The following is a 15369-nucleotide window of genomic DNA, read 5'->3' on the forward strand; positions in this document are numbered from 1 at the left end:
TGCTCCATGAAGTGTACACAGTTTGTGCAATCTAACAGGCGGTTTGACCGAAAATCCAGCAGTTATTCGCTCGTGTTTTGTCCTAAGCTAAGCCAGCTTCGTCGAAGTGTATGTAATTGCTATTGACTCGTTTCCGGCTTTGTCGAACCATGGCGTCAACAAAGAACCAGGGGTGGTATCGTCTATGGCGCACAGCATGGCCGAGATCAGCGAAAACGCCATCGAACTGATCACCGCGGACCGCACTCCGCATTACGAGCCGTTCGGCTGGCATCACTGGCCCGAACATCCTTGGACATCCTATCAATTCCGCCGTGGCCTTGGCGAAAGCCAGGAAGGCGGCGGCGCCATCAGCGAGATCATGCAGGCCGGATCGCGCATGATTCCCGGCGATCTCGAAAGCTGGCATGCCGAATGGATGCGGATCGCCGACCGCAACTGGAAGCGCGGTCTCGCTGAAGAAGCCGCCGGCCATATCCGCACTGCGATGAACTGTTTTTTGCGCGCAGCGGATTATTACCGTCAGGCCGAATTTCATCTCGAGCCGGATGACGCACGGCGGCTCCCGACGTTCGCGAAGATGGAGGCGTGCTCGCACAAGTTCATATCCTATCTCAACCCGCCGGGCGAGGTGGTTGATATTCCCTATGAGCCTGGCAAGCCGATCTGCGGCTATTTCATCCGCGCGCCGTTTCCGGGAGAGAGGCTGCCGGTGCTGATCTGCATGGGCGGACTGGATTCGATCAAGGACGAGATGTGGTTCATGCAGGCGCACGGCTGCCTGCAACGCGGCATTTCCGTTCTGATGATCGACGGGCCAGGGCAGGGCGGGACGCTGCGGCGACACAAGATCCATACGCGGCACGACAGTGAAGTGCCGATCGGCAAATGCATTGATTGGCTGGAACAGCGCGATGACGTCGACAGGGCGCGGATTGCGGTGTGCGGCTCCAGCATGGGCGGATATTATGCCGCACGTGCGGCCTGCTATGAGCATCGCCTCGCGGCAGCGATCTCGCATGGTGCGATCTGGTCGGTGCATGACATGTGGGGCTCCAAGGACGACGATTTCGGACTCGCGATGCACATCAGATGGGTGTTCGGGGCCAAGTCGATGCGCGAAGCCCATGAGCTGATGAAGCCGTTCACGCTTCAGGGGCATCTCGAACACATGAAATGTCCATATCTGGTGCTGCATGGCGGTCACGATGTCCTGACCGTGACGGCGGCGCGCAGCACCTACGATTACGCCAAGGCGCACGGCGTCGATGCGACCTTGCGCATCCTCGATCCCGAGGAGACCGGCGCCGAACATTGCCAGCACGACAATCCGACCATCGGCCAGGAAGTATTGGCGGACTGGCTCGCCGATCGCTTCGGCATCGATCAGCGCGCGCTGTTGAAGACCTCCATCAATCCGCTTGTATGAGGCGAGTCATGAAGCCAGCCATCAATCTCGGCGTCGATCATCCCAAGGCCGCGGTTGTCGCCATCGACCTGCATCGCGGCCATCTCGACATGGCGGTGGCGACCATGCCGACGACGCCTGATGTCGCGGCGCGCGTGATCGCCGCCAACAAGCGGCTGTTCGACTGGTGCCGCAGCGTCGGCATTCCGGTCATCCACCAGGTGACGTCGTATCGCGACGTCGATGAAATCCGCGTCAATCCATTCTGGCGCACCCGCGCCGAGGACCCGAACTCGACGCGCAAGAACGCGATGCGGCACAACATCATCGGCGGCCCGGGGTGCACCGTGATGCCGCAACTCTTGGACACGCGGGATTTCATCGTCAACACCAAGAAGCGCTACGATTGCTTCCTCGGCACCGACCTCGATTTCCTGCTGCGTTCGCACGGGATCAATACGCTCCTGATCACCGGCGTGAACACCAATTCCTGCGTGCTCGCGACCACGACGGCCGCGAATGTGCGTGACTATTCCGTCATCGTCGTCGAGGACTGCGTCGACAGCATGGACGGGCCGGAACTGCACAAAGCCGGACTCGAATGCATCCGCACCGCGTTCGGCTTTGTGATGGACACGGACGAAGTGATGGCGCTGGATGGGCTTGCGCCTCGCAAATCCAGCGCCGCATGATGATCGTAGTTTCTTGAAATCAGAGAGTGCCCGCTATGACTGCTCCCATGCTTCCGCGTGAACGCTGCGAATATTCCGCGATCGTCGATCGTCCGCCGCTGAAATTGCCGGACGGAGCGCGCATGATCGTCTGGACCATCGTCAATCTCGAGGTCTGGGACATTTCCAAGCCGATGGCGCGGCAGGTGCTGCCGGCTCCGACCGGCGTGCCCTTGCTGCCGGACGTGCCGAACTGGAGCTGGCACGAATACGGCATGCGGGTCGGCGTGTGGCGGTTCTTTGATCTCTACAAGAAGCTTGGCATCGCGCCGACGCTCTCGATCAACGCGCGCGTCTGCGAGGACTATCCGCGCGTGGCACAGCAGGCCAGGGATGCCGGCTGGGAATTCATGGGCCACGCCTACGAGCAAGGGCCGATCCACAAAGAGACCGACCAGAAGGCGATGATCGCGCGCTCGATGTCGGTCATTGAGAAATTCACCGGCAAACGGCCGGTCGGCTGGCTTGGTCCCGGCCTGACGGAGACGCTGGAAACCCCGGAAAATCTCGCCGAAGCCGGCGTCAAATATATCGGTGACTGGGTCTATGACGACGAGCCGACGGTGATCCGCACCGATAAGGGCCCCTTGGTCACGCTGCCTTACACGGTCGAACTGAACGACATTCCGATGATGCTGGTGCAGCACCATGACAGCGATCACCTGCTCCGCCGCACCATCGACAGCTTCGATCGCCTCTACGCCGAAAGCAAGGAGCGGCCGAAAATCATGTCCATCGCGATCCACCCCTACATTTCCGGCCAGCCGTTCCGGATCAAATATCTCGAACAGATTTACGACTATGTGAACAGTCATCCGGGCGTGGTGCACTGGAATGGCGAACAAATCCTCGACTGGTATCTGGGCCAGAAGAAATGAGCGCGCAGGTTTCTCACCCATTGCCGACGGTTGCGCCGACCGTGGTTGCGGTCGCTGGCGGCGGTGCGTTTCCGGTTCGCCGCATCTACTGCGTCGGCCGCAACTATCTGGACCACATCCGCGAAATGAAGGAAGCCGACGAGCGCGATCCGCCGTTCTTCTTTCAGAAGCCCAGAGATGCGATCGTGCAGGATGGCGCGCATGTTCCTTATCCGCCGTTCACATCGGATTTTCAGTTCGAGGTCGAACTGGTTGTCGCCATCGGCAAGGGCGGCCGTGATATCGCCGTCGAACAGGCTAACGGCCTGATCTGGGGTTATGCCGTCGGCATCGATCTCACCCGGCGCGACCGCCAACGCGACGCCCGCGACATGCGCCTGCCATGGGAGGTCGGCAAGAGCTTTGATGCGTCGGCACCATGCGGTCCGATCGCGCAGGTAGCCGAGCCCGCGAATTTCCGCGATTGCACGATCACACTTGCCGTCAACGGTGTGGAGCGCCAGCGGGGCAATATCGGCCAGATGATCTGGAGCGTTCCCGAGGTGATCGCGCAATTGTCCAAACAGGTCCGGCTCGAAGCGGGCGACCTGATCTATACCGGCACGCCCTCCGGCGTCGGGCCCGTCATGCCGGGCGACGTGATCTCCGCCCATATCGACGGATTGCCGCCACTTACGCTTACCATCACACCATCTGAGTAATCAGCCATGCTGCCGACCGAACGCATCTCCTATTCGCCGATATCAGAACGCGCGCCGCTGCAACTGCCGGACGGCAAGCGCATGGCAGTCTGGGTGATCGTCAATATCGAGGAGTGGGATGCGAAGCTGCCGATGCCGCGCACCGTGCTGACGCCGCCGGCCGGCGGATCGCCGTCACCCGACATCCCGAACTGGGCCTGGCACGAATATGGCAATCGGGTCGGCTTCTGGCGTCTGCTCAAGACTTTCGACGATTTCAAGTTACCGGCGGCGCTCGCTATCAACGGCTCGGCGATCGCGGCGTACCCTGCGATCGTTGAGGCTGCGAAGAAGCGCAACTGGGAATTCATGGGCCACGGCTTCACCCAGCGCAACATGCAGAAGGTCGAGAACGAGCGCGAGGATATCCGCAAGACGGCCGACGTCATCGAGAAGGCTACGGGAAAACGTCCGCGCGGCTGGCTTGGCCCAGGCCTCACCGAGACCTGGGAAACGCCCGATCTCCTGAAGCAGGAGGGCTATGACTACGTCGCCGACTGGGTGCTCGACGATCAGCCGGTGTGGCTGAAGACCACGACGACGCCGATCGTCAATATTCCCTATACACAGGAGTGCAACGACGTCGCCATGATGCTGATCCAGCATCACAAGGCTTCCGAATATTGCGATCGCGCGCTCGATCAGTTCGGGCAGATCTACGAGGACGCCGCCGATTCCGCGCGCGTCATGGCGCTGGTGATCCATCCCTACATCATGGGGGCGCCGCACCGTGCCAAGTATTTCCGCCGCATCTTTGAAGTGATCCGGCAAAAGCCGGATGTCGCCTTCATGACCGGTGAACAGATTTTCGACTGGTATCTCAAGACGGGACCGAAGGCGCCCTAAGAGAATGAGCGCATTCCAGCTTCTCAATGGATTGACCTATGCGGCGCTGCTGTTTGTTGTCGCTAGCGGTTTTACATTGATTTTCGGGCTGTTGCGCATCGTCAATCTCGCCCATGGCGCGCTCTATCTGCTCGGCGGCTATATCGGCTTTGCCATCGCGACCAGAACCGGCAGCTTCGCGCTCGGTGGTCTCGGTGCGATGGCCGCGATTGCGGCGATCGGCCTCGTACTGGACCAGGGGCTGTTGCGTTTCGTCGGCGACAACGAACTGCGCCAAGTGCTCCTGACGCTGGGTTTCGCCTTTGTGCTGGACGACATGGCGCTGGTCATCTGGGGCGGCGACAGCTTCACCGTGCCGATCCCGCAGATGCTGAAGGGCGGCATGCGGGTGTTCGGCGTCTATTATCCGACCTATCGCCTCTTTGTGCTCGCGACAGGCGTTGTGGTCTTCGCCGGCCTGTGGCTCCTGTTGAACCACACTAGGCTCGGCGCGCTGATCCGCGCCGGGGTCGACGATGCCGAGATGGTGGAAGCCTCCGGCGTCAACATTCGCCGCGTGTTTCTTGTTACCTTCCTGCTCGGCTCGGCCCTGGCAGGTCTCGGCGGACTGATGGGCGGCGCGTTCCTGTCGCTTTATCCGTCGGCGGACGCCGAGATCCTGGTGTTCAGCCTCGCCATCGTCATCATAGGCGGGCGGGGAAGTCTCGTTGGCGTCGGCGTCGGCAGCTTGCTCGTCGGGCTTCTCAACACACTCGGGCAGGTGATGTTTCCCGAGCTTGCGTACTTCGTGATCTTCGGGCCGATGGCGCTGCTGCTTGCGTTCCGCCCTCTTGGACTGTTTGGAAAAGCGACCGCCGCATGAGCAACCCCGGATCAGCGCCGATGAAGATCGCCGGCATGACCAGCCGCGCGGCCGTCGCCGTCCTCGTGGTGCTCGTGATTGCGGCGGCGCTGCCGCTTCTGCTCTCCAATTACCGGATCGAACTGGCGACCGAGATCCTGATCTTCGGCGTGCTCGCGATGTCAATCGACATTCTCTCCGGCTTTGCCGGACGCACTTCGCTTGGTCATGGCGCGATCTTCGGCGTCTCCGGCTATGTCGTGGTCTATGCTTCCGCGCAGGCGGGTCTGTCGCCGGCAGCCGCGATCCTGCTCGGCGTAATCGCGGCCACGCTCGTTGCAGTGGTCTTCGCGCTCCTCGCGGTGCGTACTTCCGGCGTCTATTTCCTGCTGCTGACGCTGGCGCTCGGCATGATCGTCTGGGGCATCTGCCTGCGGTGGACCCAGGTGACGGGCGGCGAGAACGGGCTGCGCGGCGACGTGCGGCCGGCGTTTCTGGTGGGGCACCGCGCCTTTTACTGGGCGGTGCTCGCGGCCACGACGCTCGTGAGTTACGCAATGTGGCGCTTCGTCCGTTCGCCCTTCGGCCTTACGCTGCTCGGCATTCGCGACAGTGAAAGCCGCATGAAAAGCCTTGGCTATAACGTCCCCTTGCATCTGTTTATCGGCTTTGCCGTCTCCGGCTTCTTCGCCGGCGTTGCCGGCGCGCTCTATGCGCTTTTCAACAACTTCGTCAGCCCCTCAACGGTGGCACTGCAGCAGTCTGTCGAGGGCGTCCTGATGATGATCGCTGGCGGCGTCGGCACGCTGTTCGGTGGCTTCGTCGGCGCTGCAGCCATCATCGCGCTGGAGAACGTCGTTAGCGCCTATACCGAACGCTGGCAGACCGTTTTGGGTTTGACCTTCATCGTGATCATGATCTTTGCGCCGGATGGCATCATCGGCATGCTGCGCGCCATTCTAGTGTTCCGATTCCGAAGTTCGCCGCATATCGCGGAGCCACGTTTCGAGCTTGGGAATAAGGACACCAGCTGACTTGCTGATTTGGTGTGGCCCAGGTTCAGAAGTCCCGCACAGACCGCTGCACAAGCGACTCGGAATCCTGAACCGCCACACCGGCGCGCGGCCGATCGGTTAAGGAACGCTATGGGAACACGTGATCTTTGCGAAAGGGGACATTGAAATGGACCGCAGGCAATTTCTTAAAAGTTCGACTGCCCTTGCCGCTGTTGCCGGTGCCGCCGCGATGCCGTGGCGGCGGGTGCGCGCGCAGACTGGTCCGATCAAGATCGGTCTTCTCACGCCGCTCACCGGCGTCGTCGCCTCCGGCGGCAAGGAGATGGTCGAGGGGGTGCAATTTTATCTTGAGTCGGTGAACTACCAGATAGCCGGCCGCAAGGTCGAACTTGTGATTGAGGACGATGCCTCCAATCCCGATACTGCGTTGCAGAAGGCGCGGCGTCTGGTCGAGCAGGGCAATTGCCAGATGCTGATCGGCGACCTGCTTGCCAATACCGGGCTTGCGGTTGCCAACTACGTGAAGGGGACGGGCACGCCGTATTTCATTCCGATCATTGCTGCCGACGACCTGACGCAGCGACATCGTATCAGGAACGTGATCCGCGTCGCCGGCTATTCCGCCAGCGCCTTCACTCATCCCTTCGGTGATTGGTGCCTGAAACAGGGCTATAAGAAGATAGCGACCATCAGCCAGGATTACACCTTCGGCCACGAGCAATGCGGCGGTCTCGCCCAGGTTTTCACCGAAGGCGGCGGCCAGATCGTCCAGCAGTTCTGGCACCCGCTCAACACGGCCGACTTCAGTCCCTATCTCGGCCAGCTCGCCGACCTGAAGGTCGATGCGATCTTCGCGATGGAAACCGGCGCAGATGCAACGCGCTTCATCCAGCAATATGCAAGCTTCGGCCTGAAGGGAAAAACACCGCTCCTGGGATCGATGAATGCTACCGATCAGTCGGTGATCCGCACGCTCGGCGAGGAATGCGATGGTATCGTCTCCGCCGCTCATTTCGCGGAGGGGTCGGACAATCCGGTCACTCGGAAATTCGTCAAGGAGTACGAAGCCAAGTACGGCAAGATCCCATCGCTCTACGGCTTCTCGATGTATTCCGGGATCATGTGGGTCGCGCAGGCGCTGGAAAAGATCGGCGGCAAGGTCGAGGACCGCGACGCCTTCATCGATGCCGTGCTCAAGACCGAGTTGGTCGGCTCGCCGCTCGGCAAGACGGTCAAGCTGGATGCCTACGGCAACCCGATTTACGACGTGCAGATCCGCAAGACGGTGAAGCGCGCCGACGGCAAATACTGGAACGTGCCGGTTACCAGCTATCCCGGCGTCTCGCAGTTCTGGAAGTACGATCCCGAGACCTACATGAAGCAGCCGCCTTATTCGCGCACGTTCCAGGGCATCAAGAAGGCCTGATCACAGCATTGGGGCGCGGAACGATCCGCATCTTTCGTAAACGGAAATCATGGTACCGCCGCCGATAAGGGACGTCAGATCGAAAGCGGTACCACCATCATTTGCCGGTACCCGCGACTTTCCGAAATTCGTGAAAGGTCGGGGCTGAGGTTGAGCACGAAATTCGGAAAGTAGGTACGAGTGTCCGAACCGATCCTCTCGTTGTCCGACGTCGTCGTGGCGTTCGATGCGCTTCGAGCCGTCGACGGCGTCAGCCTCACGGTGCCGAGGGGGCAGCGTCGCGCCATTATCGGTCCCAACGGCGCCGGCAAGACCACGCTGTTCAACACGATTGCCGGCGTGCTGCCGCCGACCGCGGGCAAGATCGCGTTCGATGGTCACGATATCACCTGCCTGCCGTCGCACCGGCGCGCGCGGCTCGGCGTGTCGCGCACGTTCCAGATCACCAATCTGTTTCCGCGTCTTAGCGTGCGCGACAACATGGTGCTGGCGTTACGCGGGCGGTCGCCGCGCAAATATTCGCTGTTCGGCAAGCCGGATCCTGACGCCGCCGAGAGAGCGCAGATCGATAACGCGCTGGAGGCAGTGCGGATCGCCGGCCGTGCCGACGTGACGGTGAACGATTTGTCTTACGGCGAGCAGCGTCAGCTCGAGATCGCACTGTCGCTTGTCACCTCGCCGCGGCTGCTGTTGCTGGACGAACCCGCCGCCGGCCTCTCGCCTTCGGAACGGTCGATGGTCGCTGAAATCATCCGCTCGTTGGGGCGGGACATCACCGTGGTGCTGATCGAGCACGACATGGACCTCGCGCTCGGCCTCGTCGATCGCGTCACCTGCATGTTCGAGGGCCGCGTGCTGGTCGAGGAGGCGCCGGACGAGATCAGGCGCAACAAGAAGGTGCAGGAAGTCTATCTGGGGCGGCCGCGCCATGCTTGAGGTTCGCAACCTGCACAGCGGCTATGGCGAAGCGCAGGTTCTGCGCGGAGTCTCGCTCGACGTTGCGCCAGGGGAGATCGTCGCCGTACTAGGCCGCAACGGCATGGGCAAGACGACGCTGATCCGCTCCATTATGGGACTGACGCCGCCGCAGATCCGCTCCGGCACGATCACCTGGCGGGGCGAAAACCTGGCCGGCCTGCGACCGCATGACATCGCCTCGCGCAAGATCGCCATCGTACCGCAGGGGCGACGGCTGTTTCCGTCGCTGACAGTGACCGAGCACCTGACCATGCTGAAGGGGACGCGCGCCAGGTCAGGCTGGACGCTCGAGCGCGTTTTCGGACTTTTTCCGCGATTGGCCGAGCGGCGTCACCACCGCGGCGGGCAACTGTCGGGCGGCGAGCGCGGCATGCTCGCCGTCGGTCGCGCGCTGATGATCGATCCCGAACTGATCCTGATGGACGAGCCTTCCGAAGGGCTCGCACCGGTCATGGTGCAGCATCTCGAAGGGATCGTGCGCGATCTCAAGCGCGAAGGGATGTCGATCCTCCTGGTCGAACAGAATCTCTACAGCGCGCTCGCGGTCGCCGACCGCGTCTATGTGCTGGAGACGGGGCAGGTCGTGCATCAGGCCGATGCGACCGCGCTGGCACGGCAGACCGATGTGTTGTTCGCCCGCCTTGGGGTGCAGTAGGAGGCTGGCGCGCGCAGCAGCCAGCGCTACACGTAATCCGAATCGATCAACTGAAAGCGGTCAAACGTCGGATCGGCTTCGCAGGCTGTATCGCGAAACTGTACAAGGATGGGCGGCCGCAGTCGTGCGGACAGCGCAAGTCCAGGCAGATATGGCAGCCTTCTGTTGAGGCCGGCATAGATAAAGAGGGGATGTTTCCAGAGACGGCAGGCCGCGCGGACCAGGGTGCGGATATCTCGAGAGTCGACCGCCGCCTCCGGACGTGCGAAAAATCCGCAGAGCAGTGCGTGGCTGATGCCGCGCGTCCGGCGGGAAGAGGAGACGAGCAGCAGGTTATCTGTTGCATGGACCGCGTACTCGCAAGTCGGATCGCTGATGCGCTCGAACAGCGTCGCGGTGTCCCAGCTCAACCCGTTCTCGCCGGGTGGCGTTGCAAAGGCCGACAACCGTTCGATCACCTCGTCTCTCGGCATTGTTTTGACCCGTGCTGAAAACTGCAAACGAGTGCGGCGCGGCCAACCAATGCTGACGCCGATGCGCGTCGGCAGCGAGAGGAAGGGGTGCACCCTCATGAAACGGGCGTTCAGTGGGGCAGAAACCGGGTTTGGCAAACCGAGAATGACGCGAACCCTGTTGGCCTCACAAAGCCGTTCGGCTTCCTTGTAGAGACGGCGAACCAGCGTCGGCGAACGGTAGGCTCGCAGGATGAAGAGGTCGATCAGCTGGGTCGCCACCACGGGCTCGCCGTTCAGATTGACCTTCTGGTGAAGCAGAACGATCTGCCCGACTTTCTTGTCGCCGTCGAAGGCTGCGACGACCGAACTGCCTCGGCCGAAGCCACGCTCGTAGAGCCACTTCATCCGCTGCGGGTAGAATTTGACGTGCTTTGATCCAAAAGCCTCGGTCGCAATCTGCGCCGTGCTTTCAAAATCGACAGCGCGCTCTTCCGAAACGGTGATCATCAAAATCTGCCCAGCAGCGCAGGTGAATCGCGAGCCCGGTCACCATAGCCCAAAATCCAACCCTTGCGAGGGCGGCCTGCAACACCCATCTGAGCGGCCCAAAGGATTTAGTCATGCTGGATTTTACACAATATAGCGATAGCGCGGGCAGCCTCGATGTCGACGCTGCGCCCGCCGCAACGTCCGACAGCGATCAGTCCCTGCTGGATGCCTATTCCAACGCCGTGATCGGCGTCACCGAACGTGTCGGGCCCGCGGTCGTCCGTGTCGAAACCGGTGCTCACACCCCCGGAGGTCGCGGACCGGGCGGCCTCGGCTCGGGAATCGTGATTTCGCCGGACGGCCTCGTTCTGACCAACAGCCATGTGGTCGGATCATCCCGGCAGATCCGCTTGCGGGATATCGAGGGCGTCGTCACCGATGCCCGCGTGCTCGGTGTCGATCCCGACACTGATCTGGCGCTCTTGCGGGCCGATGGCGCGCGCGATCTGCACTACGCCTCGCTCGGCAATTCGCGTCACCTGCGCCACGGACAATTGGTCGTCGCCATCGGAAACCCGCTCGGTTTTGAATCGACGGTCACCGCCGGCGTGGTGTCGGCGCTCGGCCGCTCGATCCGCTCGGTGAGCGGCCGCACCATCGAGGACGTGATCCAGACCGATGCGGCGCTCAATCCCGGCAATTCCGGCGGCCCGCTAGTGTCGTCGGCCGGCGAGGTGATCGGCATCAACACCGCGATCATCTCCGGCGCGCAAGGCATCTGCTTTGCCGTCGCAAGCAACACCGCGCAATTCGTACTGTCGGAAATAATCCGTCATGGCTACGTCCGCCGCGCCTATATCGGCGTGTCCGGCCAGACCGCGCCGGTGCCACGGCGGCATGCCGTGATCGCCGGCGTCGACAATAAGATGGGCGCGCTGCTGGCGCAGATCGAGCCGAACGGTCCCGCCTCGCGCGCAGGGCTTTTGCCAGGCGATGTCGTGATCGGGCTCGACGGCGTCGCCATCAACGGCGTCGATGATTTGATCCGCGTGCTCGATCGCGACCGGATCGGCCGCACGCTGAAGATGGATGTATTACGGCTCGGACGGCTGCGTGAGATCGACATTCACCCGGTCGAGCGGAAGACCGCGGGGAAGTAAGTGTCAGCTCGTCACGGTAAGGAGCTGAGCTGAGCAAGCACGTCTCGCGCCATGAGGCCAATGCTGGTGCCTCATCCTTCGAGACGGCGCTTACGCGTCTATCCTCCGGCTGACGCGCAACTACGACTGCAGCGCCGCCAAGAGCTCATCCGGCTGCTCGACCATCATCATGTGGCCGGCGCCGGCTAGCACGATGGTGCGGGCATTCGGGATTGCGGCGGCGAGCGCCTTGCCGGCTTTCGCCGGGGTCATCATGTCGCGCTCGCCGACGATCACGGTCGTGGGCACCTCGATCTGCGCCGCGGTGGCCAGCGCGTTCTGGTAGGCGTTGCAGGCCGCCAGGTCGTTGTAGAGCACACCGGGCGCACATTTCTGCAAGGTCCGCTGCGCGCCCTGGTGCATCCAGAGACCGGGAGCGAGGCTGCCGCCGAGTTCGGCTTTGAAGCCCAATCCCCAGATCGAAACCATATCGATCGCTGCGACGTCGTTTGCTTCGGCGGCCTTGAGCAAATCCGGACCGACCGTCATGACAGCGGCTGTCCCGATCAAGCTGAGGCCTGAGACCTTGTCGGGATGCCGTGCCGCGGTCTCGACCGCGATCAGCGAGCCCATGGAATGTCCGATCAATCTTGCTTTCGCTGCGCCGGCCGCGTCGAGCAGGGCAGCGGTCCAGTCCGCCATGTCGGCGATGGTCGGCAGCGGTTTGCCGGAAGAGTGCCCGTGGCCCGGCAGGTCCGGCGCCAGCACCGAAAAACCATGATGCGCGAACCAGCGGCTATGCAAGGCCCAGGTCGCGTGATCGAAGCCCGCGCCGTGCAGCAGCACCACCGCCGGCAAGGATTTGTCGAACGACTTGCCGCCGGTTGCGACGAAGGCTTCAACGCCGTTGACGGAAAGCTGCATGGTACCAGAGCTCCGATTCCGATGTTCGCAAGCTGTTGCGGCACTCCTCTGATGCGAACTTCGAAATCAAAGGAGCTCTAACAAAGTTACCAATCCAGTGTGGCTTTGGTTCAAAAGTCCGCATGACGAACTCGCGGCACCAATATTGCGGGCTTTTGAACCGCCGCACTAGCCCTTCTGTGAGGCGCGCAGCGCCTGCCCGAGATCGTCTATGATGTCAGACGCCGTCTCGATGCCGACCGACAGCCGCACCAGTTCCGCGCCGATGCCGGCGGCCTTCAATTGCTCTGCATCCATCTGCTGATGCGTGGTCGATGCAGGATGGATCACGAGCGTCTTGGCGTCGCCGACATTGGCGAGATGGCTGATCAGCTTGAGAGATTCAATGAACTTCTTGCCGGCGGTGCGGCCACCCTTGATGCCGAAGCTCACGATCGAGCCGGCGCCGCGCGGCAGGAGTTTCTTGGCGAGCGCATAATCCGGATGGCTTTCGAGTGCGGGATGCAGCACCCAGTCGACTGCCTTGTTGGACTTTAGAAATTCCAGTACCGCCAGCGTATTGCTCATGTGCCGCTCCATGCGAATCCCAAGCGTTTCGATGCCTTGCAGGAGCTGGAAGGCGTTTGTCGGGGACAGACACGCGCCGAAATCGCGCAATCCTTCGGTGCGCGCGCGCATGATGAACGCGGCCTGGCCGAATTGTTCGTCAAAGACGATGCCGTGATAGCCGGCATAGGGCTCTGTGAGCACGGGAAATTTGCCGGACGCGCGCCAGTCGAATCTCCCGCCGTCGACGACAACCCCGCCGATGGCGATGCCGTGGCCGCCGAGCCATTTGGTCGCCGAATTCATCACGATGTCCGCGCCGAGTTCGATCGGCCGGCTGAGAAACGGCGTTGCAAAGGTGTTGTCGATCAGGAGCGGAATTTTCGCGTCATGAGCGATCTGCGCGACGGCGGGAATGTCGAGCACCTCGAGCCCGGGATTGCCGATGGTCTCGCCGATCACAAGTCGCGTATTCGGCCGGATCGCGGCGCGGAATTCATCGTGCGCGCGCGGTTTCACGAAGCTGGTCGTGATGCCAAAGCGCGGCAGCGTGTGCGCCAACAGATTGATGCTGCCGCCATAGAGCGAAGACGAGGCGACGATGTGACCGCCGGCGTCAAGCAGCGTTGCAATGGCGAGATGCAGCGCCGCCATGCCGCTGGCGGTCGCGACCGCGCCTACGCCGGCTTCGAGCGCCGCAATCCGCTCTTCCAGCACCGCGGTGGTCGGATTCGAGATCCGCGTATAGATGTGGCCGGCACGCTCCAGATTGAACAGCGCGGCTGCATGATCGGCATCCTGAAAGACGTAGGAGGTCGTCTGGTAGATCGGCACGGCGCGCGCACCGGTCGCGGGATCAACGCGCTGACCGGCATGCAGGCTCAGGGTTTCGAAGGCGGGCGGCTTGGGAGGAGGCATGCAGGGACTCGCCGAAGAATGAGGGAACTGCGCGCTATTTCACACATGCACGGGCGCGCGAACCCGTCCGGCATTGCCGAAGACGCGCAAGTATCGCTCGACCTCGCTCGGGATTCCCGTGGCCTTTTCCGGATTGTCCGAGAGCTTGACCGCAGGCCGGCCATCGACCGACGCCACCTTGCATACGATCGAGATCGGATCGAGGTCGACCGAACCGTCCGGCGAGCATCCGATGAAATCATTGGTGAGGTTGGTGCCCCAGCCGAAACTGATGCGGACGCGGCCGGCAAAATGGCGGTGGATTTCCTCGATCGAATCGACGTCCATGGCGTCGGAAAACACCAGAAGCTTTTCCCTCGGGTTCTTGCCCTTCTGCTTCCACCAGCTGATGATTTCCTCACCGGCCTGGATCGGCGGGGCGCTGTCCGGCCGAAATCCGGTCCAGTCGGCAACCCATTCCGGCGCGTCGCGCAGGAAAGCCTTGGTGCCGAAGGCATCGGGCAGGGCGATCAGGAGATTGCCGCCATAGGTATGGCGCCACTGATCGAGAATGCGATAGGGCGCCCAGCGCAATTCGCTGTCGTCGTTGGCGAGCGCGGCTGCGACCATCGGCAGTTCGTGGGCGTTGGTTCCGATCGCTTCGAGATCGCTGTCCATCGCGAGCAGCACGTTCGAGGTGCCGGTGAACGCCTCGCCCAGGCCCTCCTTGACAGCCTCCACGCACCAGCGCTGCCACAGGAAACCGTGGCGGCGGCGCGTGCCGAAGTCCGAGAGCCGCAAGCCTTCGAGCTTCCGCAAACGCTCGACCTTGGCCCAGAGCTTGGCCTTGGCGCGGGCATAGAGCACATCGAGCGCAAAGCGGCCCTGTCCTTTCATCGCCTGGCGCGAGCGAAGTTCATTGAGAATCGAGAGCGCCGGAATCTCCCACATCGTCGTGTGGGTCCACGGCCCGTAGAAATTCAGCTCGTACTGGCCTTCGACCTTCTTGAGCTCATATTCGGGAAGGCGGAAGTTCGAGAGATAATTGATGAACTCGGGCGAGAACATCTGGGTCTTGCCGTAAAACGTGTTACCGGCGAGCCAGATCAATTCCTTTTTGCTGAAGCGGATCGAACGGGCGTGATCGAGTTGGGCGCGCAGTTCGCCTTCATCGATGACGTCGGCGAGCCGGACGTGCCTGGAGCGGTTGATCACCGAAAAGGTGACCTTCTGGTCCGGGTAGAACTCCCGGATCATCTGCACCATCAGCAGCTTGTAGAAATCGGTGTCCAGCAGGCTGCGCACGATCGGATCGAGCCGCCAGCCGTGATTGTAGGTCCGGGTCGCTATGTCAGTGACTGCCATAAGACAATTCTAGCCTGCCCTGGGAACCTCAACCA

General features: G+C 62.0%; 15 protein-coding genes. 11 read left to right on the forward strand and 4 right to left on the reverse strand.

All coding sequences use genetic code 11. The annotated features are described in order from the left end of the window. Window positions 1-196: 196 nt before the first annotated feature. The 10 genes from NEZ08_RS17155 to NEZ08_RS17200 all read left to right on the forward strand — a co-directional run bounded on the left by NEZ08_RS17155 (window position 197) and on the right by NEZ08_RS17200 (window position 9519). The gene (locus NEZ08_RS17155; RefSeq protein WP_298109265.1) at window positions 197-1429 is read left to right on the forward strand and encodes a S9 family peptidase; all 1233 of its coding nucleotides are present in this window, start codon (window positions 197-199) and stop codon (window positions 1427-1429) included. An 8-nt stretch (window positions 1430-1437) separates the two neighbouring features. Next, window positions 1438-2100 carry a cysteine hydrolase gene (locus NEZ08_RS17160; protein ID WP_298109268.1) on the forward strand — a complete coding sequence of 221 codons (663 nt, stop codon included), beginning with the start codon at window positions 1438-1440 and terminating at the stop codon, window positions 2098-2100. A 35-nt stretch (window positions 2101-2135) separates the two neighbouring features. Continuing rightward, window positions 2136-3017, forward strand: coding sequence for a polysaccharide deacetylase family protein (locus tag NEZ08_RS17165; RefSeq protein WP_298109271.1), 882 nt, complete (start codon window positions 2136-2138; stop codon window positions 3015-3017). After that, complete coding sequence (locus NEZ08_RS17170) at window positions 3014-3718, forward strand: fumarylacetoacetate hydrolase family protein (protein ID WP_298109274.1); 705 nt, start codon at window positions 3014-3016, stop codon at window positions 3716-3718. The genes NEZ08_RS17165 and NEZ08_RS17170 overlap by 4 nt, the downstream gene beginning before the upstream one ends. A 6-nt stretch (window positions 3719-3724) precedes the next feature. After that, window positions 3725-4603 (forward strand): polysaccharide deacetylase family protein, encoded by an 879-nt coding sequence (locus NEZ08_RS17175; RefSeq protein WP_298109276.1) that lies wholly within the window; start codon window positions 3725-3727, stop codon window positions 4601-4603. A gap of 4 nt (window positions 4604-4607) precedes the next feature. Next, window positions 4608-5465, forward strand: a complete 858-nt coding sequence (locus NEZ08_RS17180) for a branched-chain amino acid ABC transporter permease (protein WP_298109278.1) — start codon at window positions 4608-4610, stop codon at window positions 5463-5465. After that, complete coding sequence (locus NEZ08_RS17185) at window positions 5462-6478, forward strand: branched-chain amino acid ABC transporter permease (protein ID WP_298109281.1); 1017 nt, start codon at window positions 5462-5464, stop codon at window positions 6476-6478. Before NEZ08_RS17180 ends, NEZ08_RS17185 begins: the two co-directional genes overlap by 4 nt. 148 nt (window positions 6479-6626) lie before the next feature. Continuing rightward, complete coding sequence (locus NEZ08_RS17190; RefSeq protein WP_298109284.1) at window positions 6627-7886, forward strand: ABC transporter substrate-binding protein; 1260 nt, start codon at window positions 6627-6629, stop codon at window positions 7884-7886. 180 nt (window positions 7887-8066) lie between these two features. Beyond that, the gene (locus tag NEZ08_RS17195) at window positions 8067-8822 is read left to right on the forward strand and encodes an ABC transporter ATP-binding protein (RefSeq protein ID WP_298109287.1); all 756 of its coding nucleotides are present in this window, start codon (window positions 8067-8069) and stop codon (window positions 8820-8822) included. After that, window positions 8815-9519: an ABC transporter ATP-binding protein gene (locus NEZ08_RS17200; protein ID WP_298109290.1), complete on the forward strand. Its 705-nt coding sequence runs from the start codon at window positions 8815-8817 to the stop codon at window positions 9517-9519. The genes NEZ08_RS17195 and NEZ08_RS17200 overlap by 8 nt, the downstream gene beginning before the upstream one ends. A 26-nt stretch (window positions 9520-9545) precedes the next feature. Here NEZ08_RS17200 and NEZ08_RS17205 read toward each other — a convergent pair whose 3' ends face one another. Then, entirely contained in the window at window positions 9546-10481 is a 936-nt protein-coding gene (locus NEZ08_RS17205; protein WP_298109293.1) for a GNAT family N-acetyltransferase, read from the reverse strand. 113 nt (window positions 10482-10594) lie between these two features. Between NEZ08_RS17205 and NEZ08_RS17210 the strand changes: the two genes are divergently transcribed. After that, entirely contained in the window at window positions 10595-11623 is a 1029-nt protein-coding gene (locus NEZ08_RS17210; RefSeq protein ID WP_298109295.1) for a trypsin-like peptidase domain-containing protein, read from the forward strand. 120 nt (window positions 11624-11743) lie between these two features. On the opposite strand, the gene NEZ08_RS17215 is transcribed toward NEZ08_RS17210, so the two are convergent. The 3 genes from NEZ08_RS17215 to pncB form a co-directional block, all read right to left on the reverse strand. Continuing rightward, window positions 11744-12526, reverse strand: a complete 783-nt coding sequence (locus NEZ08_RS17215) for an alpha/beta hydrolase (protein ID WP_298109298.1) — start codon at window positions 12524-12526, stop codon at window positions 11744-11746. Window positions 12527-12694: 168 nt separating this feature from the next. Then, window positions 12695-13990, reverse strand: coding sequence for an O-acetylhomoserine aminocarboxypropyltransferase (locus NEZ08_RS17220; protein WP_298109302.1), 1296 nt, complete (start codon window positions 13988-13990; stop codon window positions 12695-12697). A gap of 39 nt (window positions 13991-14029) precedes the next feature. Further along, on the reverse strand, window positions 14030-15334 hold the full coding sequence (gene pncB / locus NEZ08_RS17225; protein WP_298109305.1) for a nicotinate phosphoribosyltransferase: 1305 nt from the start codon (window positions 15332-15334) through the stop codon (window positions 14030-14032). Window positions 15335-15369 lie beyond the last annotated feature (35 nt).

The sequence above is a fragment of the Bradyrhizobium sp. genome, from assembly GCF_027451485.1.
Taxonomy (GTDB): Bacteria; Pseudomonadota; Alphaproteobacteria; order Rhizobiales; family Xanthobacteraceae; genus Bradyrhizobium.

Bases quoted from the DNA above. Each gene is read 5' to 3' on its own strand.
- NEZ08_RS17155 (WP_298109265.1), top strand. From the start codon at position 197: ATGGCCGAGATCAGCGAAAACGCCATCGAACTGATCACCGCGGACCGC.
- NEZ08_RS17160 (WP_298109268.1), top strand. From the start codon at position 1,438: ATGAAGCCAGCCATCAATCTCGGCGTCGATCATCCCAAGGCCGCGGTT.
- NEZ08_RS17165 (WP_298109271.1), top strand. From the start codon at position 2,136: ATGACTGCTCCCATGCTTCCGCGTGAACGCTGCGAATATTCCGCGATC.
- NEZ08_RS17170 (WP_298109274.1), top strand. From the start codon at position 3,014: ATGAGCGCGCAGGTTTCTCACCCATTGCCGACGGTTGCGCCGACCGTG.
- NEZ08_RS17175 (WP_298109276.1), top strand. From the start codon at position 3,725: ATGCTGCCGACCGAACGCATCTCCTATTCGCCGATATCAGAACGCGCG.
- NEZ08_RS17180 (WP_298109278.1), top strand. From the start codon at position 4,608: ATGAGCGCATTCCAGCTTCTCAATGGATTGACCTATGCGGCGCTGCTG.
- NEZ08_RS17185 (WP_298109281.1), top strand. From the start codon at position 5,462: ATGAGCAACCCCGGATCAGCGCCGATGAAGATCGCCGGCATGACCAGC.
- NEZ08_RS17190 (WP_298109284.1), top strand. From the start codon at position 6,627: ATGGACCGCAGGCAATTTCTTAAAAGTTCGACTGCCCTTGCCGCTGTT.
- NEZ08_RS17200 (WP_298109290.1), top strand. From the start codon at position 8,815: ATGCTTGAGGTTCGCAACCTGCACAGCGGCTATGGCGAAGCGCAGGTT.
- NEZ08_RS17205 (WP_298109293.1), bottom strand. From the start codon at position 10,481: ATGATCACCGTTTCGGAAGAGCGCGCTGTCGATTTTGAAAGCACGGCG.
- NEZ08_RS17210 (WP_298109295.1), top strand. From the start codon at position 10,595: ATGCTGGATTTTACACAATATAGCGATAGCGCGGGCAGCCTCGATGTC.
- NEZ08_RS17215 (WP_298109298.1), bottom strand. From the start codon at position 12,526: ATGCAGCTTTCCGTCAACGGCGTTGAAGCCTTCGTCGCAACCGGCGGC.
- NEZ08_RS17220 (WP_298109302.1), bottom strand. From the start codon at position 13,990: ATGCCTCCTCCCAAGCCGCCCGCCTTCGAAACCCTGAGCCTGCATGCC.
- pncB (WP_298109305.1), bottom strand. From the start codon at position 15,334: ATGGCAGTCACTGACATAGCGACCCGGACCTACAATCACGGCTGGCGG.